Origin of the sequence: Rahnella sp. GSA61A (assembly GCF_019969905.1) — a bacterium.
In the GTDB taxonomy this organism is placed as follows: domain Bacteria; phylum Pseudomonadota; class Gammaproteobacteria; order Enterobacterales; family Enterobacteriaceae; genus Rahnella; species Rahnella aceris.
The window spans coordinates 51,693-73,378 of sequence record NZ_JAHXYO010000021.1; the positions used below are offsets into that span (position 1 = coordinate 51,693).

The 21,686-nt window shown below is 53.4% G+C and carries 17 protein-coding genes; 13 read left to right on the forward strand and 4 right to left on the reverse strand.

The genetic code is table 11. The annotated features are described in order from the left end of the window. Positions 1–76: 76 nt before the first annotated feature. From LC431_RS21415 to LC431_RS21430, 4 genes are all read left to right on the forward strand, one after another. The gene (locus LC431_RS21415) at positions 77–787 is read left to right on the forward strand and encodes a FadR/GntR family transcriptional regulator (protein ID WP_013575388.1); all 711 of its coding nucleotides are present in this window, start codon (positions 77–79) and stop codon (positions 785–787) included. A 252-nt stretch (positions 788–1,039) separates the two neighbouring features. Beyond that, complete coding sequence (locus tag LC431_RS21420) at positions 1,040–1,906, forward strand: helix-turn-helix domain-containing protein (RefSeq protein WP_112152472.1); 867 nt, start codon at positions 1,040–1,042, stop codon at positions 1,904–1,906. Between the two features lie 108 nt (positions 1,907–2,014). Further along, a complete protein-coding gene (locus LC431_RS21425) occupies positions 2,015–3,313 on the forward strand; it encodes an MFS transporter (RefSeq protein ID WP_223510317.1) in 1,299 nt (432 codons plus the stop codon). Between the two features lie 47 nt (positions 3,314–3,360). After that, positions 3,361–6,018, forward strand: a complete 2,658-nt coding sequence (locus tag LC431_RS21430; RefSeq protein ID WP_223510318.1) for a glycoside hydrolase family 78 protein — start codon at positions 3,361–3,363, stop codon at positions 6,016–6,018. 180 nt (positions 6,019–6,198) lie between these two features. Here LC431_RS21430 and nifJ read toward each other — a convergent pair whose 3' ends face one another. Beyond that, on the reverse strand, positions 6,199–9,729 hold the full coding sequence (nifJ, locus tag LC431_RS21435; RefSeq protein ID WP_223510319.1) for a pyruvate:ferredoxin (flavodoxin) oxidoreductase: 3,531 nt from the start codon (positions 9,727–9,729) through the stop codon (positions 6,199–6,201). 514 nt (positions 9,730–10,243) lie between these two features. Between nifJ and LC431_RS21440 the strand changes: the two genes are divergently transcribed. After that, entirely contained in the window at positions 10,244–10,525 is a 282-nt protein-coding gene (locus LC431_RS21440; RefSeq protein WP_013575393.1) for a DUF333 domain-containing protein, read from the forward strand. A gap of 50 nt (positions 10,526–10,575) precedes the next feature. On the opposite strand, the gene hslJ is transcribed toward LC431_RS21440, so the two are convergent. Further along, on the reverse strand, positions 10,576–10,998 hold the full coding sequence (gene hslJ / locus LC431_RS21445) for a heat shock protein HslJ (protein ID WP_112198606.1): 423 nt from the start codon (positions 10,996–10,998) through the stop codon (positions 10,576–10,578). 202 nt (positions 10,999–11,200) lie between these two features. On the opposite strand from hslJ, the gene LC431_RS21450 reads away from it, so the two are divergent. The 5 genes from LC431_RS21450 to LC431_RS21470 all read left to right on the forward strand — a co-directional run bounded on the left by LC431_RS21450 (position 11,201) and on the right by LC431_RS21470 (position 16,340). Next, a complete protein-coding gene (locus LC431_RS21450) occupies positions 11,201–12,304 on the forward strand; it encodes an ABC transporter ATP-binding protein (RefSeq protein ID WP_013575395.1) in 1,104 nt (367 codons plus the stop codon). A 65-nt stretch (positions 12,305–12,369) separates the two neighbouring features. After that, complete coding sequence (locus LC431_RS21455) at positions 12,370–13,650, forward strand: ABC transporter substrate-binding protein (protein ID WP_112152478.1); 1,281 nt, start codon at positions 12,370–12,372, stop codon at positions 13,648–13,650. Between the two features lie 16 nt (positions 13,651–13,666). Next, positions 13,667–14,578 (forward strand): carbohydrate ABC transporter permease, encoded by a 912-nt coding sequence (locus LC431_RS21460; RefSeq protein ID WP_112198605.1) that lies wholly within the window; start codon positions 13,667–13,669, stop codon positions 14,576–14,578. After that, entirely contained in the window at positions 14,575–15,390 is an 816-nt protein-coding gene (locus LC431_RS21465) for a carbohydrate ABC transporter permease (RefSeq protein WP_013575398.1), read from the forward strand. Before LC431_RS21460 ends, LC431_RS21465 begins: the two co-directional genes overlap by 4 nt. 20 nt (positions 15,391–15,410) lie before the next feature. Continuing rightward, positions 15,411–16,340 (forward strand): metallophosphoesterase, encoded by a 930-nt coding sequence (locus LC431_RS21470; protein ID WP_166860265.1) that lies wholly within the window; start codon positions 15,411–15,413, stop codon positions 16,338–16,340. A gap of 76 nt (positions 16,341–16,416) precedes the next feature. On the opposite strand, the gene LC431_RS21475 is transcribed toward LC431_RS21470, so the two are convergent. After that, positions 16,417–17,403, reverse strand: coding sequence for a 2-hydroxyacid dehydrogenase (locus LC431_RS21475; RefSeq protein ID WP_013575400.1), 987 nt, complete (start codon positions 17,401–17,403; stop codon positions 16,417–16,419). Between the two features lie 242 nt (positions 17,404–17,645). Here LC431_RS21475 and LC431_RS21480 point away from each other — a divergent pair, with 242 nt between their 5' ends. From LC431_RS21480 to LC431_RS21490, 3 genes are read left to right on the forward strand one after another with little or no spacing between them, the layout of a single operon-like run. After that, positions 17,646–20,372 carry a YdbH family protein gene (locus LC431_RS21480; protein ID WP_217243673.1) on the forward strand — a complete coding sequence of 909 codons (2,727 nt, stop codon included), beginning with the start codon at positions 17,646–17,648 and terminating at the stop codon, positions 20,370–20,372. Further along, entirely contained in the window at positions 20,369–20,563 is a 195-nt protein-coding gene (locus LC431_RS21485; RefSeq protein ID WP_013575402.1) for a YnbE family lipoprotein, read from the forward strand. Before LC431_RS21480 ends, LC431_RS21485 begins: the two co-directional genes overlap by 4 nt. Positions 20,564–20,571: 8 nt before the next feature. Further along, positions 20,572–20,925, forward strand: coding sequence for a YdbL family protein (locus LC431_RS21490; protein WP_217216571.1), 354 nt, complete (start codon positions 20,572–20,574; stop codon positions 20,923–20,925). A 121-nt stretch (positions 20,926–21,046) separates the two neighbouring features. On the opposite strand, the gene LC431_RS21495 is transcribed toward LC431_RS21490, so the two are convergent. Then, positions 21,047–21,664: an FMN-dependent NADH-azoreductase gene (locus LC431_RS21495; protein ID WP_013575404.1), complete on the reverse strand. Its 618-nt coding sequence runs from the start codon at positions 21,662–21,664 to the stop codon at positions 21,047–21,049. Positions 21,665–21,686: the final 22 nt, after the last annotated feature.

The window sequence follows — 21,686 nt, forward strand, 5'->3', positions numbered from 1 at the left end:
CAGTGTGGCGGGGGCATGCAGCGCGCCGCCACCTGAACTATGATGTCGGCAATCTGCACAGGAAAAAGGGAAGAGCATGACGATGCAGTTTGAAACCGCCGCAGGCATGACCCGTGGCCTGAATACCCATATCGCCCGCGACATCGCCCGCAAAATTCTTTCGGGCGAACTGGCGTCAGGCGCGATACTGCCGAGTGAAATCGAGCTGGGCGAACAGTTTGGCGTCAGCCGTACTGCGTTGCGTGAAGCGCTGAAACTGCTGACCTCCAAGGGATTACTGGAGTCGCGGCCAAAAATCGGCACCCGCGTGAAAGAGCGTCCGCAATGGAACATGCTGGATCCGCAGTTGCTGGAGTGGATGCAGGGCATGGAAGCGACGGAAGATATTTACCACCAGTTTCTGGAATTTCGCAAAGCGATTGAACCGCACGCCACCGCGCTGGCGGCGGTGAACGCCAGTAAAGAGCAACGCATTGAACTCTCAAGAATTTATCGCCAGATGTGTCACGTAGCCGAAAACTTCGATGCACAACATTGGGTCGATATCGATACGCAGTTCCACCGGATGATTTTCATTTCCTCCGGAAACTGTTTTTACGTGCCGTTCGGCAACGTGCTGACCACCATTTTCAAATGGTTCTTTGAGTATTCCTCAAAAGAAGGGGGCATGTGCCTCAGTGAACATAAACGTATTTACGAAGCGATTATGGCCGGTGACGAAGGTGCGGCATTTTCTGCCTCGCTGAGTCTGATGAAAGGGCATAAGCACCGGTTGCATCAGACATAACGTTCAGCAAAACCGTTTCATGCCGTTCCTCCCGATGCGCAGATCTCTCTGCGCATTTTTTATGTCTGATGATCCTCAAATGAGCTCACTGATACAAAAATGAAACAAACGTCACGGGCGGTTACGCCCCAGTGCCAGTGGGTTATATAGACTTGTCATAATTATTACGGTTTAATCATTTTATCAGGACATAATATTTTATGGCGCAGAGTGATTAACGATATTTATTTTAGTTATTAACCCGGTGAATATATGAAAATACTCAAGGTCAGTGATTTCTTTCTCTCGGAACATCATGCTTTCAGTTTATTCGATATGAATCGCCAGTCGATGGAAGATGTACACGGGCATGAGTTTGATGAGCTGGTTATTGTCCGCAACGGCAGCGGATTTCATATAATCAACGACCAGGCGGAATTTATTCATAAAGGCGATTTTTTCATCGTCAGCGCTCATGATGTCCATTGTTATGAATCCACCAATAAGCTGTCAATTACTAATATTTTGCTCCATAAAGAGCGCCCGTTTTATTTTCTCAATAATATTGGACAACTGACTGCGGGGATCAAAGATTATACTGCCTCGATAAAAAAGCGGCGTGCAGGATTAACGGACGAGGAACTGACGAAAGTTATTGAGCTGACCGATAAAATCACCCGACAAAGTGATGCCTGTTACGACAACGCCTACTTTGCCACAGCAGAGTCTTATTTATTTTCGATGATGGTCATCCTGTACCAGTGTGCGACCCGCAAGGAATGCCGGGCCAGCCCGACAGATTCCGGCAAGCGACATCTGCTGAATTATTTACGCGAGAATTACACATGCAGCATCAACTGGGATTATTTATGTGAAGAAAGTGGTGTGGCAAAAAGAACGATGTTCAGATTTATAAAAGAGATGACAGGATTTACACCTGAAAAATTTCAGCAGCGTTACCGTCTGTTAAAAACACAGGAATTATTGCGTACCTCAGATTTAACTGTCGGGAAAATAGCCACCGTGTGCGGTTTTTCCACCCCATCACGTCTGACGGAAGCCTATAAAAAAGAGTTTCACAGAACACCCTCTCAGGAGCGAATGAGAGTCAGTAACAGTGTGATTAAAACACGCTATTAAAAACAAAATTCAATAATAAGAATTAATAATATAAAACCATAACAACACTAAGAATTAAGGATAACTCACGGACTTTTTTATTCACCATTACCTCTGAAGGACATTATTATGTCAACCACTAAACAACCTAATCCCTGGTACGTCGGGGTGGTTTCCGGCATGGCGTCATATATTGATTCAGCCGCGATTGTTTCAAACGGAACGGCCCTGGTTATTTATCAGAAAACGATAGGGACAACATCAGCTCAGATAGGCATACTTTCTGGCATATTAACCCTGAGTATTGCACTGGGTGCATTTCTGGGCGGCAGACTGGGGGATTGTTATGGCCGACGCAAAGTGTTTATTGTCACCATGGCAATGATCATTATCGGTACGCTGCTGCTGGCATTCGGCAATACCTTTCCGGTGCTGCTGACTGGCACATTGTTGGTCGGGTTAGCTACCGGTGCAGACTTACCGGTATCACTGGCGACCATTGCTGAAGCGGCGACGGATAAAAATCGCGGGAAAATTATCGGATTGTCGAATCTGCTGTGGTTTTTGGGGATTGGCACCACGATGGCAATTTCTGCCATGGTGGGCGACTGGGGAAGGCCCGGTGCGCAGATTATGTATCTGCATGTCTGCGTGGTGGCCGTCGTTCTGCTGGCGTTGCGCTGTACGATCCCGGAGTCGCCTTTATGGCTGATTGCCCGAAACGAACGGCGTGCAGGCATTGTCACGGTGCGTGCGCAGAAAGCGTCGTTTAAAGATCTTATCCACGGGAAATATCTGTGGCCGTTTATTGCGTTGTGTCTGTTCTATACTTTTACCAATCTTGCAGCGAATACCGGCGGTCAGTTTGGGACTTATATTGCAGTTAACGTAGTGGGTATTTCCGTCGGGCAACACTCGCTGTGGAACCTGCTGACCATGCCGGTCGGGGTATTTGCCGGGATCATGTTTATGCGTTTTGTCGATACACCGAAGCGTATCCCCGCGTTTATTTTGGGGGCATTTTGTTTCGCGGGAGGATTCTTCCTGCCGGTAGTATTTAACTTTTCACCCGTATCCTGGTTCGGTTGTTTATTCTTTACCGCGATAGGCAGCGGTCTGGCCTTCGAAGGGATAATGAAAGTCTGGTCGCAGGAATCCTTCCCGACCATGCTCCGGTCTACAGCACAAGGTATTATCGTCGCTATTTCCCGGTTGTTATGCGGTGTGCTGGCATTCATTACGCCACTGCTGCTTGATGCCGGTCCGCTGGTATTGTATTTCATCTTATCCTCTACGGTGGCTTCCGGTTTATTGATCGGCTGGATCTGTTTCCACGGCAAGCAAAGAAATGAATTTAACAGCGAAGCCGGTACGGTTATTAAAGAACCGGCAACACAATATCCGGCATCCGCCATAAAGCAAATCTAGTTGTTTATTTTACCGCTCAGACAACATTACATGAGGAGTAAGGCATTATGCTCGCAGTGATCAGACTTACAGTAAATCAGGAATCTGCATTGCACGGTGTGCAGGAACTGCCTGTATTAGGTTGGGAAATTGAAAGCCATAACAGAAATGTCCGGCAAACTGCTTACCGGATCCAGATAAGCCAGGATCAGAATTTTGATAATATCCTGCTTCGCGGCGAATGGCAGGAAAGCGAATGTTCAAATAATGTTTCCCTGACGGAATTAATGCTCACATCCTCGCAGCATTATTTTATCCGTGTACAGATACGTGATAATTATGACGAAACCAGCGCCTGGAGTTCACCTGCGGAGATGATTTCCGGCGTGCTGTATAGCCATGAATGGCTGGCTGATTTTATTACCGCCGAAACGTCGGCAGATAAAGACAATTCCGGTGCAACATTATTGCGAAAACCTTTTGTTCTGAACCGTGCGGAAGATATTCAGTCTGCCTTTATTCATGTCAGTGCACTCGGACTTTATGAATTACATCTCAACGGTCATAAAGTCGGAGAAGATGCCCTGACGCCCGGCTGGACGAGTTATCACCATCATTTACTTTATCAGACTTATGATGTGACGGGACATCTGGAAAAAGGCGAAAACGTTATTGGCGCTATTGTCGGTGCGGGCTGGTACAAAGGCGATATGGGCTTCAGCCGTCATCGCAATTATTATGGTGAACGGAGCGCGCTTATTTCCCAACTGGTCATTAATTATAACGATGGCTCGCATGAAATTGTGGTCAGCGATGAAAGCTGGAAAGGACAGGATTCCGCCATTCTGTTTTCAGAAATCTATGACGGCGAAACTTACGATGCGCGCAGGGAAATCCCCGGCTGGTGCGTGAAAGGTTTCGCAGAGAAGGGATGGCGTCCGGTCAGTCTGGCGATGCATGAAAAATCCACACTGGTGGCGCAGGGAAGCAACAGGGTCAGGAAAATGGGAGAAATTAAGCCTGTTGCGCTGCTCACCACGCCGCAAGGCGACACAGTCATTGATTTTGGCCAGAATCTCAGTGGCTGGGTAGAGTTTACGGTCAGCGGCAAGGCGGGCGATAAAGTCGTGTTACGCCACTTTGAAGTGCTGGACGCAGAGGGCAATGTGTATCTCGATAATCTGCGTTCTGCCCGACAACGCACTGAATATGTGCTCAAAGGTAAAGGGGCAGAAACCTGGCATCCGCACTTTACCTGGCAAGGTTTCCGCTTTGTGAAGGTTGAGGAATATCCGGCGCAGTTGGATCTGAATAACTTCACCGCCATTGTTTTGCATTCCGATATGGAGCAGACCGGGTCTTTCGCCTGTTCAAACCCGGATCTGAATCAGTTACACCACAATATTCTGTGGGGGCTGAAAGGTAACTTTGTCGACGTGCCGACGGACTGCCCGCAACGTGACGAGCGGCTTGGCTGGACGGGGGATGCGCAGATTTTTTGCCGTACGGCGAGTTATCTGATGCAAACCCGCAATTTCTTCGCCAAATGGCTGACCGATCTTCGTTATGACCAGACGGCTGAAGGTGGTGTACCGCACGTTATCCCGGATATCCTGACCGGTTACTGTGGCAAGGACCGCCTGTTGTCTGAAGGCGGAACCCATTCTGCCTCGGCCTGGGCGGATGCCGCGGTGATCAACCCGTGGACAATGTACCTGATGTATGGCGATACCAACGTGCTGGAAAACCAGTATGCCAGCATGAAAGGCTGGATTGATTTCATGACCGCGCATGCGGAAAATTACATCTGGCATTACAAATTACAGTTTGGTGACTGGGTGGCGCTGGATGCCAAAGAGGGCAGTTATTTCGGTGCTACCCCAAACGACCTGACCTGCACGGCGTATTACGCTTATTCCACGCAATTGTTCGCCAAAGCCGCCAAAGCGCTGAATCGTACTGAAGACTATCAACATTACACTGCCTTGCATCAGGCGATTGTCCGTCGTTTTCAGGAGGAGTTCTTTACGCCATCGGGTCGTCTGGCGGCCAGAACGCAAACCGCGCATATTCTGGCACTGTACTTCAATCTGGTCCCTGACGAATTCCGCCAGCGCACCACCGATACGCTGGTTGAATTGCTCAACGAGCACGACGGGCATCTGGTGACCGGCTTCGTCGGCACGCCGTATTTCTGTCACGCACTCAGCCAGAATGGCCGTACTAAAGAAGCCTGGAATTTACTGCTGAAAGAGGATTTCCCTTCGTGGCTGTATCAGGTGAAAGCCGGTGCCACCACTGTCTGGGAACACTGGGACGGCATTAAACCGGACGGCAGCATGTGGAGCGCGGACATGAATTCCTTCAATCACTACGCTTACGGCGCGGTGGGGGAATGGCTCTACCGCGTGGCGGCAGGGATTGAAGCTGATGAGGAACAGCCCGGATTCAAACACGTCATCATCAAACCGCAGACCGGCGGCGGCCTGAGCTGGCTCGATACCCGCTATCAGTCAATCTATGGTGCGATTGGCGTACGCTGGGAAGTCAGCGGTCAGACCGTCTTCCTTAACGTCACGGTTCCGGCAAATACCTCCGCCACCGTGGTCCTGACGGACGGTCAATCTGTGCAGGAAGCGGACGGGATTGATTTTGTGCGCTGTGCACAGGGATACACCGCTGAGGTGGGATCGGGGGAATATCGGGTGGAATACCGGTTAGTTTAGTGAGGTCGCTTGTTTGCTCCTCCCCCTGCGAAGGGGGAGGTCGGGAGGGAGTTTAGCAGACAAAACGGCCGTCAAAGCACAGGTTAACTTTTTGATTTGTCTGTGATACCCCACCCCAACCCTCCCCTTCGCAGGGGAGGGAGCCGACCGCGTTTTTTTCTCAACTCACAGTTTAAAAACTCAAGACTCCGGCTCGGTCTTCTTCCCCGCCAGCATGGCTAAAAAGTCATATTTAGCCTGTAACTCTTTCTCTGCCGCCGCATACAACATCTCTGCTACTTCCGGCTGTTGGGAGTTCAGTCTTCTGAACCGTTGTTCATTATTGAGCGTATCGGTCAGCCCGCTGGAAGGCGGTCTTGAATCGAGGGCCAGTGCCGGTTTGCCTTCTTCGACACGACGCGGATCGAAGCGGTACAGTGGCCAGAAACCGGTGGTAGTCAGTTGTTTCATCTGGTCGTGACTGAGCGCCAGATCATAGCCGTGTTCCTCACACGGGCTGTACGCGATAATCAGCGACGGCCCCGGATAAGCTTCGGCTTCCTGAATGGCTTTGACGGTCTGGTTAAGCTGCGCGCCGAGTGAAATCTGCGCCACATACACATGACCGTACATCATCATGCTCACTCCCAGGTCTTTGCGTGATTTGCGTTTTCCCTGTTCTGCGAATTTCGTGACTGCACCGAGCGGAGTCGCTTTCGACTGCTGTCCGCCGGTGTTGGAATAACACTGGGTATCGAGCACCAGCACGTTGACGTTTTCGGTCAGGCTTAAGACGTGATCCAGTCCGCCGAAACCAATGTCATACGCCCAGCCGTCACCGCCAATCAGCCAGATGGATTTATCCACCAGATAATCGGCATCGGTGGCTAACTGACGCGCATCCGGCGTGTCGATGTCTGCCAGAATTTTACGCAGCGCCGTGACATGCCCGCGTTTCACTTCAGGCGTGGACGTGTCATTGCGCAGGCCACCGAGGACGTCCGCCGGAATATGTTCCGCCAGCGATGCAACCAGACGCAGCACGCGGCGGCGGTGCTGATCCACCGTCAGACGAAAGCCCAGCCCGAACTCGGCGTTGTCTTCAAACAGTGAATTTGCCCATGCCGGACCGCGACCTTCGGCGTTAGTGGTGTACGGCGTTGAAGGCAGATTACCGCCATAGATAGAAGAACAGCCGGTGGCATTGGCGATCAGCAAACGGTCGCCATAAAGCTGGGTCAGCAGTTTGATGTAAGGCGTTTCGCCACACCCGGAGCAGGCACCGGAATACTCAAACAGCGGGGTGATCAGCTGAGACGTGCGGATATCAATGCGTTCCAGCGTGGTTTTATCAATCTCCGGCAGTTTGAGGAAGAAATCGTAATTGGCGCGTTCTTCTTCCAGATGTTCGATGCGATCCGCCATATTAATGGCCTTGATGGACGGATCCTGACGGTCTTTCGCCGGACACACTTCAACGCACAGATTACAGCCGGTGCAGTCTTCCGGTGCGACCTGCAACACGTACTTCTGACCGCGCATGTCGCGGGATTTCACATCCAGCGATTGCAGGGCAGACGGCGCATCTGCCATAAATTCCGGCTGAACCACTTTGGCGCGGATCGCCGAGTGCGGACAGGCGGCGACGCAATGATTGCACTGGGTACACAAATCCGGTTTCCAGATCGGCACTTCTTCGGCAATGTTGCGTTTTTCCCATTGCGTGGTGCCGGTCGGCCAGGTGCCGTCCGGCGGGAACGCGGAAACTGGCAGGGCATCGCCAAGACCGGCCAGCATGGTAGCGGTGACAGTTTTGACGAAATCCGGTGCCGCATCGGAAACAATCGGCGGGCGTTTGCGCGGATTTTCCGGAATAGCCTGCAGCGGCACGGAGACCAGTTCTTCCAGCGTAGCGGCCAGCGCCATCCAGTTGCGGGTGACGATCTCTTCGCCTTTGCTGCGGTAACTGCGGGCAATCGCGCCCTGCAATTCGGCGAGCGCCTGTTCGCCCGGCAGGATCTGCGTCAGGTGGAAGAACGCCATCTGCATGACGGTGTTAATGCGCGCGCCGAGTTTGCATTCGCGGGCAATTTTGGCAGCGTTAATCACATAGAAACGGGCTTCGCGCTGGATAAGTGTCGCCTGCACTTCCAGCGGTAAACGCACCCAGACTTCATCAGCGCTGAACGGCGTATTGAGCAGGAAAATCCCGCCAGCACGCAGACGTTCTGCCATCTGATACAGGTCGATAAACTGCCACTGATGACAGGCAACGAAATGCGCCTGACTCACCAGATAAGCAGATTTGATCGGCTTTTCACTGACACGCAGATGCGACACCGTCAGGCCACCGGCCTTTTTGGAGTCGTAGACAAAATAACCCTGCGCATACATCGGCGTGCTGTTACCGATGATCTTGATATTGTTTTTGGTGGCCGACACCGAACCGTCACTGCCCAGCCCGTAAAACAGGGCTTCGAGCGACGCGTGCTGCGGCAACGCTTCTTCCACCACCGGCAGGGAAAGGCCGGTGACGTCGTCATAAATGCCGACGGTAAAGCGCGGACGCGGCTGGCTGAGCGACAGTTCGCGGAACACCGACAGCACGCAATCCGGCCCGAATTCTTTCGAGGATAATCCGTAACGGCCGCCGCTCACTTTTGGCAGTGAATCGCGTTCGCCACGGGAATAGGCTTCGGCCAGCGCGGTCATCACGTCGAGGTATAACGGTTCAGCCAGCGCGCCCGGCTCTTTGGTGCGATCCATCACCGCGATGCTTTTCACACTTTGTGGCAGCACGGACAGCAAATGTCCGGCGCTGAACGGACGGTACAGCCGGACCTTCAGTACGCCGACTTTTTCGCCACGGGCATTCAGGGTTTCAATCACTTCTTCGGCGGTGCCGATGCCGGAACCCATCAGCACAATCACCCGTTCGGCTTGCGGATCGCCAACATATTCGAACGGCTTATATTCACGGCCGGTCAGGACGGCAAAAGCATTCATCGCATCAATGACATGCTGGCAGGTGGCGTTGTAATACGGATTGGTGGCTTCGCGGGACTGGAAATAAGTGTCCGGGTTGGCGGAGGTGCCGCGGATCACCGGATGGTCCGGCGACAGAGCACGGGCGCGATGCGCGTCAATCTGCGCCTGCGGCAACATCTGCTGGAGCGTGTCATCACTGAGCGGGGCAATTTTGTTGATTTCGTGCGAGGTCCGGAAACCGTCGAAGAAATGAATGAACGGCACGCGGCTGTTGAGACTGGCAACCTGAGAAATCAGCGCGAAATCCTGCGCTTCCTGCACGCTGGCGGCAGAGAGCAGGGCGCAACCGGTCTGGCGTACGGCCATCACATCCGAATGATCGCCAAAAATGGACAGCGCGTGGGTGGCTACGGTGCGCGCAGCGACATGCAGCACGAACGGCGTCAGTTCACCGGCCAGCTTGTACAGCGTCGGGATCATCAGCAACAGACCCTGAGACGAGGTGAACGAGGTCGACAGTGCGCCGGTCTGCAACGCGCCATGCACGGTGGAAATCGCACCGGCTTCCGACTGCATTTCCATTACCGTCGGGACATCGCCCCACAAATTTTTCTTCCCTTCGCCTGACCAGGCACCGGCAATTTCGGCCATGGTTGAACTGGGGGTGATCGGGTAGATAGCAATCACTTCGTTGGTACGATAAGCCACGGAAGCGACTGCATTATTACCATCAGTGGTGATCATGGAATACCTTTTTTGCTCTGCTCACAATGGCAGCCAGCGGAAAAGTCGGTTGCTGGCGGGAATGTTAAAAGCTTAGCAGAGGGCGGATTAATCGATTTATCCTGATTGTGTGCAGGGCTATTTCGGCTGATATTTTAAGCGGTTACTGAATAACCCGAGGCGCTGGGATTATTATTAGCTGTCGTGCAGAAGCCGGTTTGGGACAGCGGCTAAATAGGGGCGTGAAGGGCGCGCGCGTGATGATTAATGAATATCTTTCGACAAATTCAGTCAGCATATAAGCGCCTTATCATTATATTTTTCCGCGAATGCAGCGGGAAAAGCGGTTAATTACTGTTGGTTTTATGCGTTAAAGAAATAACCGGCCGAAATAAAATGTGTCTGAGTGTTTAAATTTGAGATTATTTTAGGAAAAAGTTGATGTTATTTTGCCGAAAGGCTCGACGCAGGCGAAAAACGTCGGATATGATGGCGATTCGCAAAAAAATCCCCGTCATATTCAGGAGCAGGACAGATGATCACTGCGTTTCGCGTGTTACTGGCCGCCGGTGTGCTGGTGTTAGCCGCATGCAGCAGCCACGACGATTCGGCTGACGTTCCACAAAAAGGCAACAGCGTTAATATCGGGCAACGTACCGTTAATATGGATAGCCCGGCGTATGCAGCCTGTTCTATGGCGGGCGGGCAATTACGGATGGCGCCGCAACTTGATGGCAGCCGCGTCGGTATGTGTTCGATGGCTAATGGTCGTCAGTGCTCGGAAAGTGCTTTGATGCAGGGTGTGTGTAAAGCCTGATAAACGCCAGACAGTCGTCTGGCGTTTTTGCAGTTAACGTGGCAATAAATTTACATCCGGTCTTTCAGACGATAAATCAACTGGTGTTTACCTTGTGTCAGGGTCAGTTTGTTTTCCTGCAAGGTCAGCGCCGCGCCGTTATTAAGCACATCGCTGATCACGTGATCCCACTTATTCAGGTTTTCATCCGGGCACATCATCATGGTGGATGCCAGTCCTTTCACGGTCAGCACGTTGTTTTGCAACTGGCCCTGACCCATGAAGTTATTACACATTTTTCCCGAAACGTGCATGTTTGAGCCGAACTCAATGTCCGGAATGCGCCCTTGCGCGGCAGGAACCGTCTGACCATCGACGCTCAGCAACTCAAAACGGTGATGCTGCAAATCGGTCTGTTTAACGGCGGTATTCTGATTCATGCTGCACGCCCCCAGGGTCATCGCGGCGGCCAGAACAAACAGTGACTTCTTCATCTTCTCTCCTGAGAAATATTCCTTTGGCATTCGCCATGTCGATATATTCAACTGACTTATGCGATATTTGTTGGCGTATTATAGCGTGAATGAATGGGACTTAAAACCTTGTCCGTCTTTATCCCGTCATCTCCCGATCATAAAAGCGTCATTTTAGCCCGATAGGTTATGCCCATCATCGGTCAGAGAGACTTACAGCGGCATGAGCTACCTATCACTGCATCACATCCGGAAATCCTGGGGGACGAAAGTGGCCCTCAATGACATCAGTTTTGATGTGGAAGAGGGTGATTTTATTGCCTTGCTCGGTCCTTCCGGCTGCGGAAAATCGACGTTATTACGCACCATCGCCGGGCTGGAAACGGCGGAAAGCGGTACGTTGTATTTTCAGCAATCCGATGTCACGTCGCTGGCACCCTCGCAGCGTAAACTGTCGATGGTGTTTCAGTCTTACGCGTTATTCCCGCACATGAATGTGCGCGAAAATCTGCTTTTCGGCCTGCGTGCGCGTGGCGAAGACAAGCGTCATTTTGCATCGCGGCTGGCGGACGTCAGCAGGCTGATGGAACTGGAGCCGCTGCTCGACCGCTTACCTTCGCAGCTTTCCGGCGGTCAGCAACAGCGCGTGGCGCTGGGCCGGGCGGTGATTGCCAACAACAGGCTGTGCCTGATGGACGAACCGCTTTCCAATCTCGACGCCAAACTGCGCCAGAGTATGCGCCGCGAAATCCGTGCAATTCAGAAGAAGCTCGGCCTGACCTTATTGTATGTCACGCACGATCAGACCGAAGCGATGAGCATGGCGGACAAAATCATTTTGCTCAACGATGGCCGCATCGAGCAACACGACACCCCGGATAACCTTTATAACAACCCGACCAGCATTTTTGCCGCGCAATTTATCGGTGCGCCGCCAATGAATATTCTGCCGCTCGAACGCCGCGGGCAGCATCACTATCTCGCCGGTACGCCGCTGCCGGTGGTGGAAAACCTCAACGAAAACGCCCTGAGTCTCGGCCTGCGCGCCGAAGATATTCAGCTGATTTCGCCTGAACACGCCAGCCTGACCGCCCGGGTGGTCAGCCATGAATACATGGGGGCGGACACCCTGGTGGCCTGCGCACTTGCCGGATATCCCGAGCTAATGACCGTGAAAGTCGCGGGCATGAAACGCTTTGCTGATGGTCAGAGGGTCGGTCTGCAATGGACCACGGGCGCACAATATTTTTTCATTACAGCAGACGGAAAACGCTGCTTCCACGCTGAGCAATCCTGTTTACCGTCAGATCACAGAGTTGCTGTGTAGTTGTCATTTTTTGCCGTTATTCACTTTTATTGACTCATACAACGCCTATTGCCGAAGGGAAAACTATGTCATCTGTTCACCGTTTTTCACGTCTCGCTACCGCCGTTCTGCTCATCTCCTGCACCTCTGCTTTTGCGGCAGATCCGGTGAAATTACAAATGTATTACCCGATTGCTGTCGGCGGGAAAATCAGTCATACGGTGGATACGCTGGTAGAAGATTTCCAGAAAACACATCCTGATATCAGCATTCAGCCGGTGTATACCGGTGATTACGCCACCACCGTCACCAAAGCGCTGACGGCGTTTCGTGGCGGCAATGCCCCGCAAATTGCGGTGATCGGCGATATTGAAGCGTATTCCCTGATCGACGCGGGCGCGATTTTGCCGGTCAGCGATCTGGCGAATGACGCAGACGGTAAAAAATGGATCGACGGCTTCTATCCGGCCTTTATCCGCCACATTCAGGGCAAAGTCTGGAGCATTCCGTTTCAGCGTTCGACGGTGGTGTTGTACTGGAACAAACAGGCGTTTGAGAAGGCGGGTCTTAATGGCGACACGCCGCCTGCCAGCTGGCAGCAGGTGGTCGATTTCGGCAAAAAACTGGTGGTGCGTGACGGTTCTGAAGTGAAGCAGTGGGGCATTGAAATCCCGTCCACGCCGAACGGTTACTGGAATTTCCAGGGGATTGCGGCCACCAACGGCAGCCATCTGGATAATGGCAAAGGCACGGCAGTGACATTTGACACACCCGCCAATGTGGAAGCCCTGCAATGGCTGACCGATCTGTCGCAGAAAGAAGCGGTGTCACCGAAGGGCACCATCGCCTGGGGCACCACTCCGCAGGACTTTATCGACGGCAAAACGGCGATGATGGTCACGACGACCGGCAACCTGACGACCGTGCGTGAGAACGCGAAATTCCCGTTTGGTGTGGCGATGCTGCCGGAGAAAACGCAGCGTGGTAGCCCGACCGGCGGCGGTAATCTTTACGTCTTCAAAAACACCACGCCGGAACAACAGAAAGCGGCACTGGAATTTATCCGCTGGGTTTCTGCCCCTGAACAGGCGGCGCGCTGGAGTATCGCCACCGGTTATGTCGCGACATCGCCTGCTGCGTGGGAAACCCCGGTCATGCAGGATTATGTGAAACAGGTGCCGCAGGCGCTGGTGGCCCGCGAACAACTGAAATATTCGCAGCCGGAACTCTCGACCTATAACAGTGTGCAAATTCAGGAACTGATGAACCACGCGATTGAAGCTGCGGTCACACAGGCAAAAACGCCGGCAGACGCGCTGAGTTCGGCGCAGAAACAGGCTGACCGCCTGCTGAAACCGTATCAGTAAGCGCGAAAGGAACAGCATGAGCACATTTCACGCGGTTCTTCCGGCCACCCGCACACGCGGGTTGTCATTACAACTTTACGGCTATCTGTTGCTGCTGCCCGCGCTGGGTTTTCTGCTGCTGTTTACCCACTATCCGGCGCTGGCAACGGTGTGGGAAAGCCTGTTCAGCGCTGCCCGCAGCGGGCATCCGCCGCAGTTTGTCGGGCTGGATAACTACCGTGCGCTGCTGGACGACGACGTGTTTATGTTGTCGTTACGCAACAATCTGCTCTACGCCCTTATCACCATCCCGCTGTCGGTTGCCCTTGCGCTGCTGATGGCGCTGGCGGTCAACCGCCGTCTGCGCGGCAATGCGCTGACCCGCGCCGCTTTCTTTATTCCTTCGCTGCTGCCGATGGTGGCGATTGCCAATCTGTGGCTATTTTTCTATACGCCGCAACTCGGTTTGCTCAACAAAATGCTGGCGCTCTTTTCGCTACCTGCGGTCAACTGGCTGGGTGAACCGGGCACGGCACTCTACAGCCTGATGGCAGTTTCAGTCTGGCGCGAGGCCGGGTTCTTCATGATTTTCTACCTTGCCGCATTACAGCAAATCGACCCGCAGCTGGCCGAAGCGGCAGAAATCGAAGGGGCATCACGGCGCTATTTCTTCCGCCGGGTACAGTGGCCGCTGCTGATGCCAACCACATTATTCGTGCTGATCAACGCCTCGATGAATGCATTCAGGATTGTCGATCAGGTGATTGCGATGACCAATGGCGGGCCGAACAACAGCACCAGTTTGCTGCTGTTTTACATCTACCGCACGGCGTTCAGTTACTGGGATTTACCGGCTGCGTCGGCAATGACCGTCGTGTTACTGGTGATCCTCGCTGTCATCGCGCTGATTAAATTCAACCTGCTGGATAAAAGGGCGCATTATCAGTGAAACCGTTTTCTTTCAGCCGCCTGATCCTGAATCTCGCCATCTGGCTGGCGGCGTTACTGTGGTTTTTACCGGTGCTGGTCGCGGTCTGGGTGGCGATTCATCCGGCGTCAGTGCAGGGCAGTTTTTCGCTGTTTGCGCCGCTGACTTTTCAGAATTTCATCAACGCCTGGCAGGCGGCACCTTTCGCGCGCTACTTCATGAACACTACTTTGCTGGTGATGATGATTGTGGTGTGCCAGCTGATTCTGGCGACCCTGGCGGCTTACGCGCTGGTGCGGTTTAAACTGAAAGGGGCAGGCTTTATCTTCGCGCTCATTTTGCTGCAACTGATGATAAGCCCCGATGTGCTGATCCTGAACAACTACAAAACCATTGGCGCGCTCGGGTTGCGTGACACGCTGGCGGGCATCGCGCTGCCGTATTTTGCCTCGGCGTTTGCCATTTTCCTGCTGCGCCAGACGTTTAAAAGTATTCCGCTGGTGCTGGAAGAAGCCGCCATTGTGGAAGGCGCCAGCCGGTTTTATATCCTGCGCAAAATCTATATCCCGCTGGCGAAACCGATTTATGTCGCTTTTGCACTGGTTTCCATCAGCTTCCACTGGAACGATTTTCTCTGGCCGTTAGTGATCACCGATTCCGTCAAAGTGCGGCCGGTGACGGTCGGACTACAGTTGTTTTCCGCGCCGGAGCAGGGCGTGCAATGGGCGCTGATCAGTGCCGCCACCCTGATGACCGTGTTGCCACTGCTGGTGTTATTTCTGATATTTCAGCGTCAGTTTGTTCAATCCTTTATGCGGGCAGGGATCCGTTAAGATCCCGACAGGAGAATGTTATGGCCGTCACCACTTTATCCCCTTTGTTATCCGAACGGCAGGCGCTGGCGCTGGGCAACGTGAGTGCATTTTATCAGTTGCCGGACGTTCACGATGCGCTGGTCACTGGCACACGGCTGCGTTTCGGGCTGATTGCCGACCCGCAGTATGCGGATGCCGAACCCCAAAAAATCCGTTATTACCGCAACAGCCTGAATAAACTGGCCACCGCCATCAATGAGCTTAATGATCTCAAACTCGATTTTGTGGTCACGCTGGGTGATCTGGTGGACCGCGACTGGAGCAGCTTTCAGGCCGTTCTTGCCCGTTATGAGGCGCTGCGCCACCCGCATGCGGCGGTGATCGGCAACCACGACGCGCAGGTGATTTCCGAGCATCTCGGGGCGCAGAAACCGGCCATCGGTTTACCGAAAAGTTATTATTCGTTCAGTTTGCCGGGCTATCGTTTTCTGGTCATCGACGGTAACGACGTCAGTTTGTATTGCAACCACGCCAATGCCGATGACCGCCAGTTAGCAGAATATATGCTGGAAGAACTGACAGAATGTCAGCAGTCGCAGGCGCAGCCCTGGAACGGTGCGGTCGGGCCGAAACAGCTTGAATGGATTGAGAAAAACTTGCTTGAGGCGCGTGAGCAGTGCGAGGTGGTACTGGTTTTCGGCCACTATCCGCTGACACCGGTTAACAGCCACAACCTGTGGAATTGTGAAACGCTGGTGGAATTGCTGTGCCGGTACGACGTTCGCGCCTATTTCGCCGGTCACGATCACCGTGGCGGTTATGACCGTGTAGACAATACTGATTTTATTACGCTGAAAGGTATGGTCGACGGCGAAAGCAGCCTGCCATTTTCCTCGGTCACGCTGGCTGATGATGTCCTGACCCTCACCGGCTACGGCCCGGAAATCAGCCGCGTGCTGAGCCGCTGAGTGTGTTGCAGCGCAGATGCAGAAAGTAAAAAGGCTCACCGGAGTGAGCCTTATAATGATGATGCTGATTACGTGATTAAAGCAGGTTCGGGCAGACCACACCTTTCGACAGCTGATCAATATTCAACAACGTCGTTTCTGAAATGCTGGTCAGTGCGTCGCTGGTCAGGAAGGCCTGATGGCCGGTGAACAGCACGTTGTGGCAGGACGACAGACGACGGAAGACGTCATCAAGGATCACTTCGTTAGAATTGTCTTCGAAGAATAAATCGCGTTCATTCTCGTAAACGTCCATGCCCAGTGCGCCGATTTTTTGCTTTTTCAGGGCATCGATAGCGGCAGTGGCATCCAGTAATCCGCCACGACTGGTGTTGACGATCATCACACCGTCTTTCATTTTGGAGAAGGCTTCTGCATTAAGCAGATGATGATTTTCCGGTGTCAGCGGGCAGTGCAGCGAAATGACATCGGATTCGGCATACAGCGTATCCAGGTCGACATACTCCGCGCCGAGTTCGAGGGCCAGCGGGCTGGGATACGGATCAAACGCCAGAATGCGCATGCCGAAACCTTTCAGGATCCGCATCGTCGCCACGCCAATTTTACCCGTACCGATAATACCGGCGGTGCGCTGATACATGTTAAAACCGATCAGACCTTCCAGCGAGAAGTTGGCTTCACGCGTGCGTTGATAAGCGCGATGGATGTGGCGGTTAAGACACATCATCATTCCCACTGCATGCTCAGCCACCGCTTCCGGCGAATAAGCCGGTACGCGCACCACCGAAATTCCCAGTTCTTTTGCGGCATCTAAATCGACATTGTTAAAGCCTGCACAACGCAGTGCCAGCGTTTTAATGCCCAGAGAGGCCAGTTCCTGCAGCACTTCGCGGCCGCCATCGTCATTCACGAAAAGGCAGACTGCATCGGCACCTACCGCCGTTTTCGCTGTTTGCGGGGTCAGCAGAAAGTCGAAAAATTCCAGTTCATAGCCATAATGCGCGTTGACCAGTTCCAGATATTTCCGGTCGTAATTTTTAGTACTGTAGACAGCCACTTTCATGGTGTTTCTCCGCAGTGAGTTTGAATCTCTGGCGAAACGGCTTCCGCCTGTTTTATAAGGAATAAACAGTTTCAGAAACAATTCGCAATATGCCATCAAACTAGCAGAGCGCAGGAAGGCAGACAATTTATCCTGTGCTATTTGATTCAGGTGCTCTGGCATTCCTGTCATCAGTTGTTACGCTAATTATGATATCTTGCGGGCGTTTAGATCATTTAGTGAAGCATAAGACAAGGCAAGTCATGAGGAACGGACTGAAGAAAAGCGCGCAGATACTCCTGAGTATAGTGGTGATTATTGCGCTGCTGTTGTGGGTGTTATGGAAAACCGTGCCGCGCTGGTTGCCCGTTGTTGCCAGCCACTGGTTGCCGGGCGGAACCCAACTGGTGCTGAGTGGTTCTCCGCACTGGTCGCACGGCGTCCTGCAACTGCCGGGCTTGCGCTATCAGGCCGGGGACTGCACGCTCGCGACGGCGCGAAATGCCCGCCTCAGTCATAACACCGGCCAATGGGCGCTGAAGCTTGATGCGCTGACGGTCGATACCGCCTGTCTGGCAAAACTGCCCAAAAGCGAAAGTCAGTCAACGCTTTCCCTCGCAGAGATACAGCAACTCCTGCCTGCCGGTGACGTCAGTATCGGCCAGTTTTCTGTGACGCCGTGGCAGCATTACGCTGCCAGTGTGCAGCTCAGTAATCTGGACGGCATACAACATCTTTCTGTGAATGGCGATGCCCTGAAACTTGACGCCGTGCTTGACGGTAACCGTCAGCTTGCCATCCGTTCATTCAGTCTGACGCCGCCGGGCAGTACGCAGCCGGTGACGCTCAGCGGTAAACTGCTGCTGCCAGCGAATCTCGATCATCTGCCTGAATCCGGCGAACTGCACGCCGAAATGCAAACGGCGCAGGTGCCTCAGCCGCTGGATATTACGCTGAGCTGGCAGGCAACCGACGGTATTCTGACGCTGACCGAAAAGGGCAGTGATCAGCCTCTGGCGATGCTGCCATGGAAACTCAACAATAACGAATTACAGATCACGCAGGGACAATGGCGCTGGCCTTATGCCGCACAACCCCTGGCAGGGGGCGTAAATCTGACGCTCAGCGACTGGTCACCGGCGTTTGATCAGACCCACATTACCGCAAGGCTGAATGTGCTGACGCAGGGCCACAACGGCAAGGCCAACGTGGTGCTGACGCTCGGGCCGGGACGCATTGGTTTACTCGACAGCGATTTAGGTTTCCGCCTGACCGGTCAGGCAAATTTACAGACCACGTCTCTGAGTGCGTCATTGCCGGGCCAGCTCAGCGGCTCGGTGCTTAACCCGACGCTTTCATTGCGCAGCGGTTCGTTGTTACGTGCGTGGGGTAAGCCGACGCCGGAACTGACCATCAGCGATGCGCGCTGGCCACTGGCGGGGGTCAAAGTCTCCGCAGAGGGCGTGAGCGGGCCGTTGCAAGCGATCCTCAAAGCACGTCACAGTTTCTGGGGCGCGTTTGATCTGCATCTCAGCGGGAAATCGCTGGCGTTCTGGCCGGACATTGGGTTGTGGAATTTCAATTACTGGGGCAACGGGCATCTGCCGCCACTGAACGGCCGCTGGGACATGTCTGGCAAAGGCCAGTGGCACGACAATCTGATCAGCATTAATTCGCTCTCGACGGGCTTTGACCGCCTGCATTACGGGCTGGCAGATGTCGATGCGCCGCGCCTTACGCTCGAACACCCTTTGATCTGGAAACGTCCGCCATCCGCCCGCTTCAAACCGCAGTATCCTGATGAGCCAACGGCGTTTAAAGGGGACATCAAACTGGTGGCGAAGAAGATTTCGCTGGCGAACGGCGGCTATCTGCCGCCCGCCACGCTGACGTTACAGCTCAGCGGTGGCAGCCCGGACAGTTTCATTATGCGCGGGATGCTGGATGCCAAACCGATCGGCCCGATCCGGCTCAACGGGCGCTGGGATGGCGAACGTCTGCGCGGGGAAGGCTGGTGGCCGAAACAGCAACTGACCGCGTTCCAGCCGCTTCTCACGCCGGATCTGAACATCAAATTACGTGAAGGCACCTTCTACGCGCAGTCGGCATTTTCGGCCGCGCGCGGGCAGGGATTTGTCGCGGGGGGGCACTGGGTGGTGAAAAACGGGGGCTTCTGGATGCAAGACGGCGACCTGAGCGGGCTGGATTTCAGCCTGCCGTATCGCCTTCAGGATCAGGTCTGGCAGCTCGGCGTGAAAAAGCCGGTGACGCTGCGTATCGGCGAAGTGAACAATCTGGTCAAAATGCAGAACGTGACGGCCGATTTACAGGGACATTATCCGTGGAGTGAACAAACGCCACTGACCCTGAGCAATCTGGGCGTCGATATATTGCGTGGTCATCTCAGTTTGTCGGCGCTGCGTATGCCGCAGCATGATGCGGCCGTGCTGAAGCTGGAAAAGATCAATCTCAGCGAACTGTTTACGGCGCTGAAACCCAAGCAACTGGCGATGTCCGGTGTGATTTATGGTGAGTTGCCGCTGTATGTGGAAAATCCGCAGTGGATCATCCATAACGGTTGGATCAGAAACGATGGCAGCCTGACGCTGCGCCTCGACCCGCAATTTGCCGATGCAATGGCCAGCGGCAATTTCGCCAACAATATGGTCATTGGCCTGCTGCGCTATCTGGAAATCAGCCGTTCCGATGCGCAGGTCAGTCTGGATAATCTTGGTGTGCTGACCATGAAGGCTAAAGTTGACGGTGTGAATTACACCGACACGACGCACGGTGGCGATAAAGAAAAACGTGAAATCGTCCTCAATTATTCCCATGAGGAAAATATCTATCAGCTTTGGCGCAGTTTGCGTTTTGGCGACAATCTTCAGGAATGGCTGCAACAGCAGATGTCTTTGCCTGCTGATGCGCTGTCAAAAAATCCGTCTGCGGCGGGACAGAAAAAGGATCCAACAGTGAGGAAGGAACAATGAAATTGCGAGTTGTCGGCCCGGGCGTGGCGCTTTGCGTAATGATGCTCAGCGGTTGCGTGCCGCGTATCGAACTGGCCGCGCCGAAAGAGCCGATCACCATCAACATGAACGTGAAAATCGAACACGAGATCCATATCAAAGTGGATAAAGACGTGGAAAATCTGCTGAAGAATCAAAGCGATTTATTCTAGGGGCCACTATGTCCGCGATATTTTTCAATAAAAACAGCATCAGGAGAATCAGCCTGATGTTACTGACGGGTGGTTTACTGTTTTGCAGTCAGGCGTTCGCGTTAACGCTCAATGAAGCCAAACAGCAAGGGCGCGTGGGCGAAACGCTGTCCGGCTATCTGGCACCGCTGAAACAGGATGCGGAGAGCGTCGCGCTGGTGTCAAAAATCAATGATGCCCGCCAGCAGCAATACGCACAGGTGGCGCAGGACAATAACGTCAGTACCGACGATGTCGCCAGACTGGCCGGGCAAAAACTGGTCGCCCGTGCCGGAAAGGGCGAATATGTGCGGGGCATCAACGGACAGTGGTTGCAGAAGTAAGCAGAGGATCGCAGGCAAAAAAAAGCGCGCCTTTCAGCGCGCAATAGCTTTATCACAACATCATCTGAGCGGAACGGACAGATTCTTAAGTGAATGGGTGCTCAGATTGTGATAACGATAATTATGCAGCAGCCAGTTCTTTGATGGCGGCATCGATTGCTGCTTTCGCATCAGTCTGTGCTTTGGTCGCCACTTCAGGACCGTAAGCAATACCTTCCGCGTAAACGAATTCTACGTCGCTCATCCCCAGGAAGCCCAGGAACAGAGACAGGTATGGGGCAACCAGGTCGCTTGGGGTGTCTTTATGAATACCACCACGGCTGGTCAGAACGATAACGCGTTTACCTTTCACCAGGCCTTCAGGGCCTTTCTCGGTGTATTTGAACGTCACGCCAGCACGGGCAACCAGGTCGAAATACGTTTTCAGCTGAGTCGGGATGTTGAAGTTGTACATGGGTGCAGCGATAACAATCACGTCATGCGCCTGCAGTTCGTCAATCAGGGTGTTAGACAGCGCCAGTGCTTCTTCCTGACGTGGCGTCAGCGGAGCATCGGAAGGACGCAGTGCGCCAACCAGTTCGCCATCTAATACAGGGACTGGGTTAGCCGCCAGGTCACGAACTGTCACGGCAGAACCGCTGTTTGCAGACTGATACTGTGCAATCAGGTAATCGGCCAGTTGGTTTGACTGAGAGAAGTTAGCCAGAATGCTTGATTTCAGAACGAGTACTTTGCTCATTAGTGAGTTCCTTAACTGTGTG

Bases quoted from the DNA above. Each gene is read 5' to 3' on its own strand.
- LC431_RS21415 (WP_013575388.1), top strand. From the start codon at position 77: ATGACGATGCAGTTTGAAACCGCCGCAGGCATGACCCGTGGCCTGAAT.
- LC431_RS21420 (WP_112152472.1), top strand. From the start codon at position 1,040: ATGAAAATACTCAAGGTCAGTGATTTCTTTCTCTCGGAACATCATGCT.
- LC431_RS21425 (WP_223510317.1), top strand. From the start codon at position 2,015: ATGTCAACCACTAAACAACCTAATCCCTGGTACGTCGGGGTGGTTTCC.
- LC431_RS21430 (WP_223510318.1), top strand. From the start codon at position 3,361: ATGCTCGCAGTGATCAGACTTACAGTAAATCAGGAATCTGCATTGCAC.
- nifJ (WP_223510319.1), bottom strand. From the start codon at position 9,729: ATGATCACCACTGATGGTAATAATGCAGTCGCTTCCGTGGCTTATCGT.
- LC431_RS21440 (WP_013575393.1), top strand. From the start codon at position 10,244: ATGATCACTGCGTTTCGCGTGTTACTGGCCGCCGGTGTGCTGGTGTTA.
- hslJ (WP_112198606.1), bottom strand. From the start codon at position 10,998: ATGAAGAAGTCACTGTTTGTTCTGGCCGCCGCGATGACCCTGGGGGCG.
- LC431_RS21450 (WP_013575395.1), top strand. From the start codon at position 11,201: ATGAGCTACCTATCACTGCATCACATCCGGAAATCCTGGGGGACGAAA.
- LC431_RS21455 (WP_112152478.1), top strand. From the start codon at position 12,370: ATGTCATCTGTTCACCGTTTTTCACGTCTCGCTACCGCCGTTCTGCTC.
- LC431_RS21460 (WP_112198605.1), top strand. From the start codon at position 13,667: ATGAGCACATTTCACGCGGTTCTTCCGGCCACCCGCACACGCGGGTTG.
- LC431_RS21470 (WP_166860265.1), top strand. From the start codon at position 15,411: ATGGCCGTCACCACTTTATCCCCTTTGTTATCCGAACGGCAGGCGCTG.
- LC431_RS21475 (WP_013575400.1), bottom strand. From the start codon at position 17,403: ATGAAAGTGGCTGTCTACAGTACTAAAAATTACGACCGGAAATATCTG.
- LC431_RS21480 (WP_217243673.1), top strand. From the start codon at position 17,646: ATGAGGAACGGACTGAAGAAAAGCGCGCAGATACTCCTGAGTATAGTG.
- LC431_RS21485 (WP_013575402.1), top strand. From the start codon at position 20,369: ATGAAATTGCGAGTTGTCGGCCCGGGCGTGGCGCTTTGCGTAATGATG.
- LC431_RS21490 (WP_217216571.1), top strand. From the start codon at position 20,572: ATGTCCGCGATATTTTTCAATAAAAACAGCATCAGGAGAATCAGCCTG.
- LC431_RS21495 (WP_013575404.1), bottom strand. From the start codon at position 21,664: ATGAGCAAAGTACTCGTTCTGAAATCAAGCATTCTGGCTAACTTCTCT.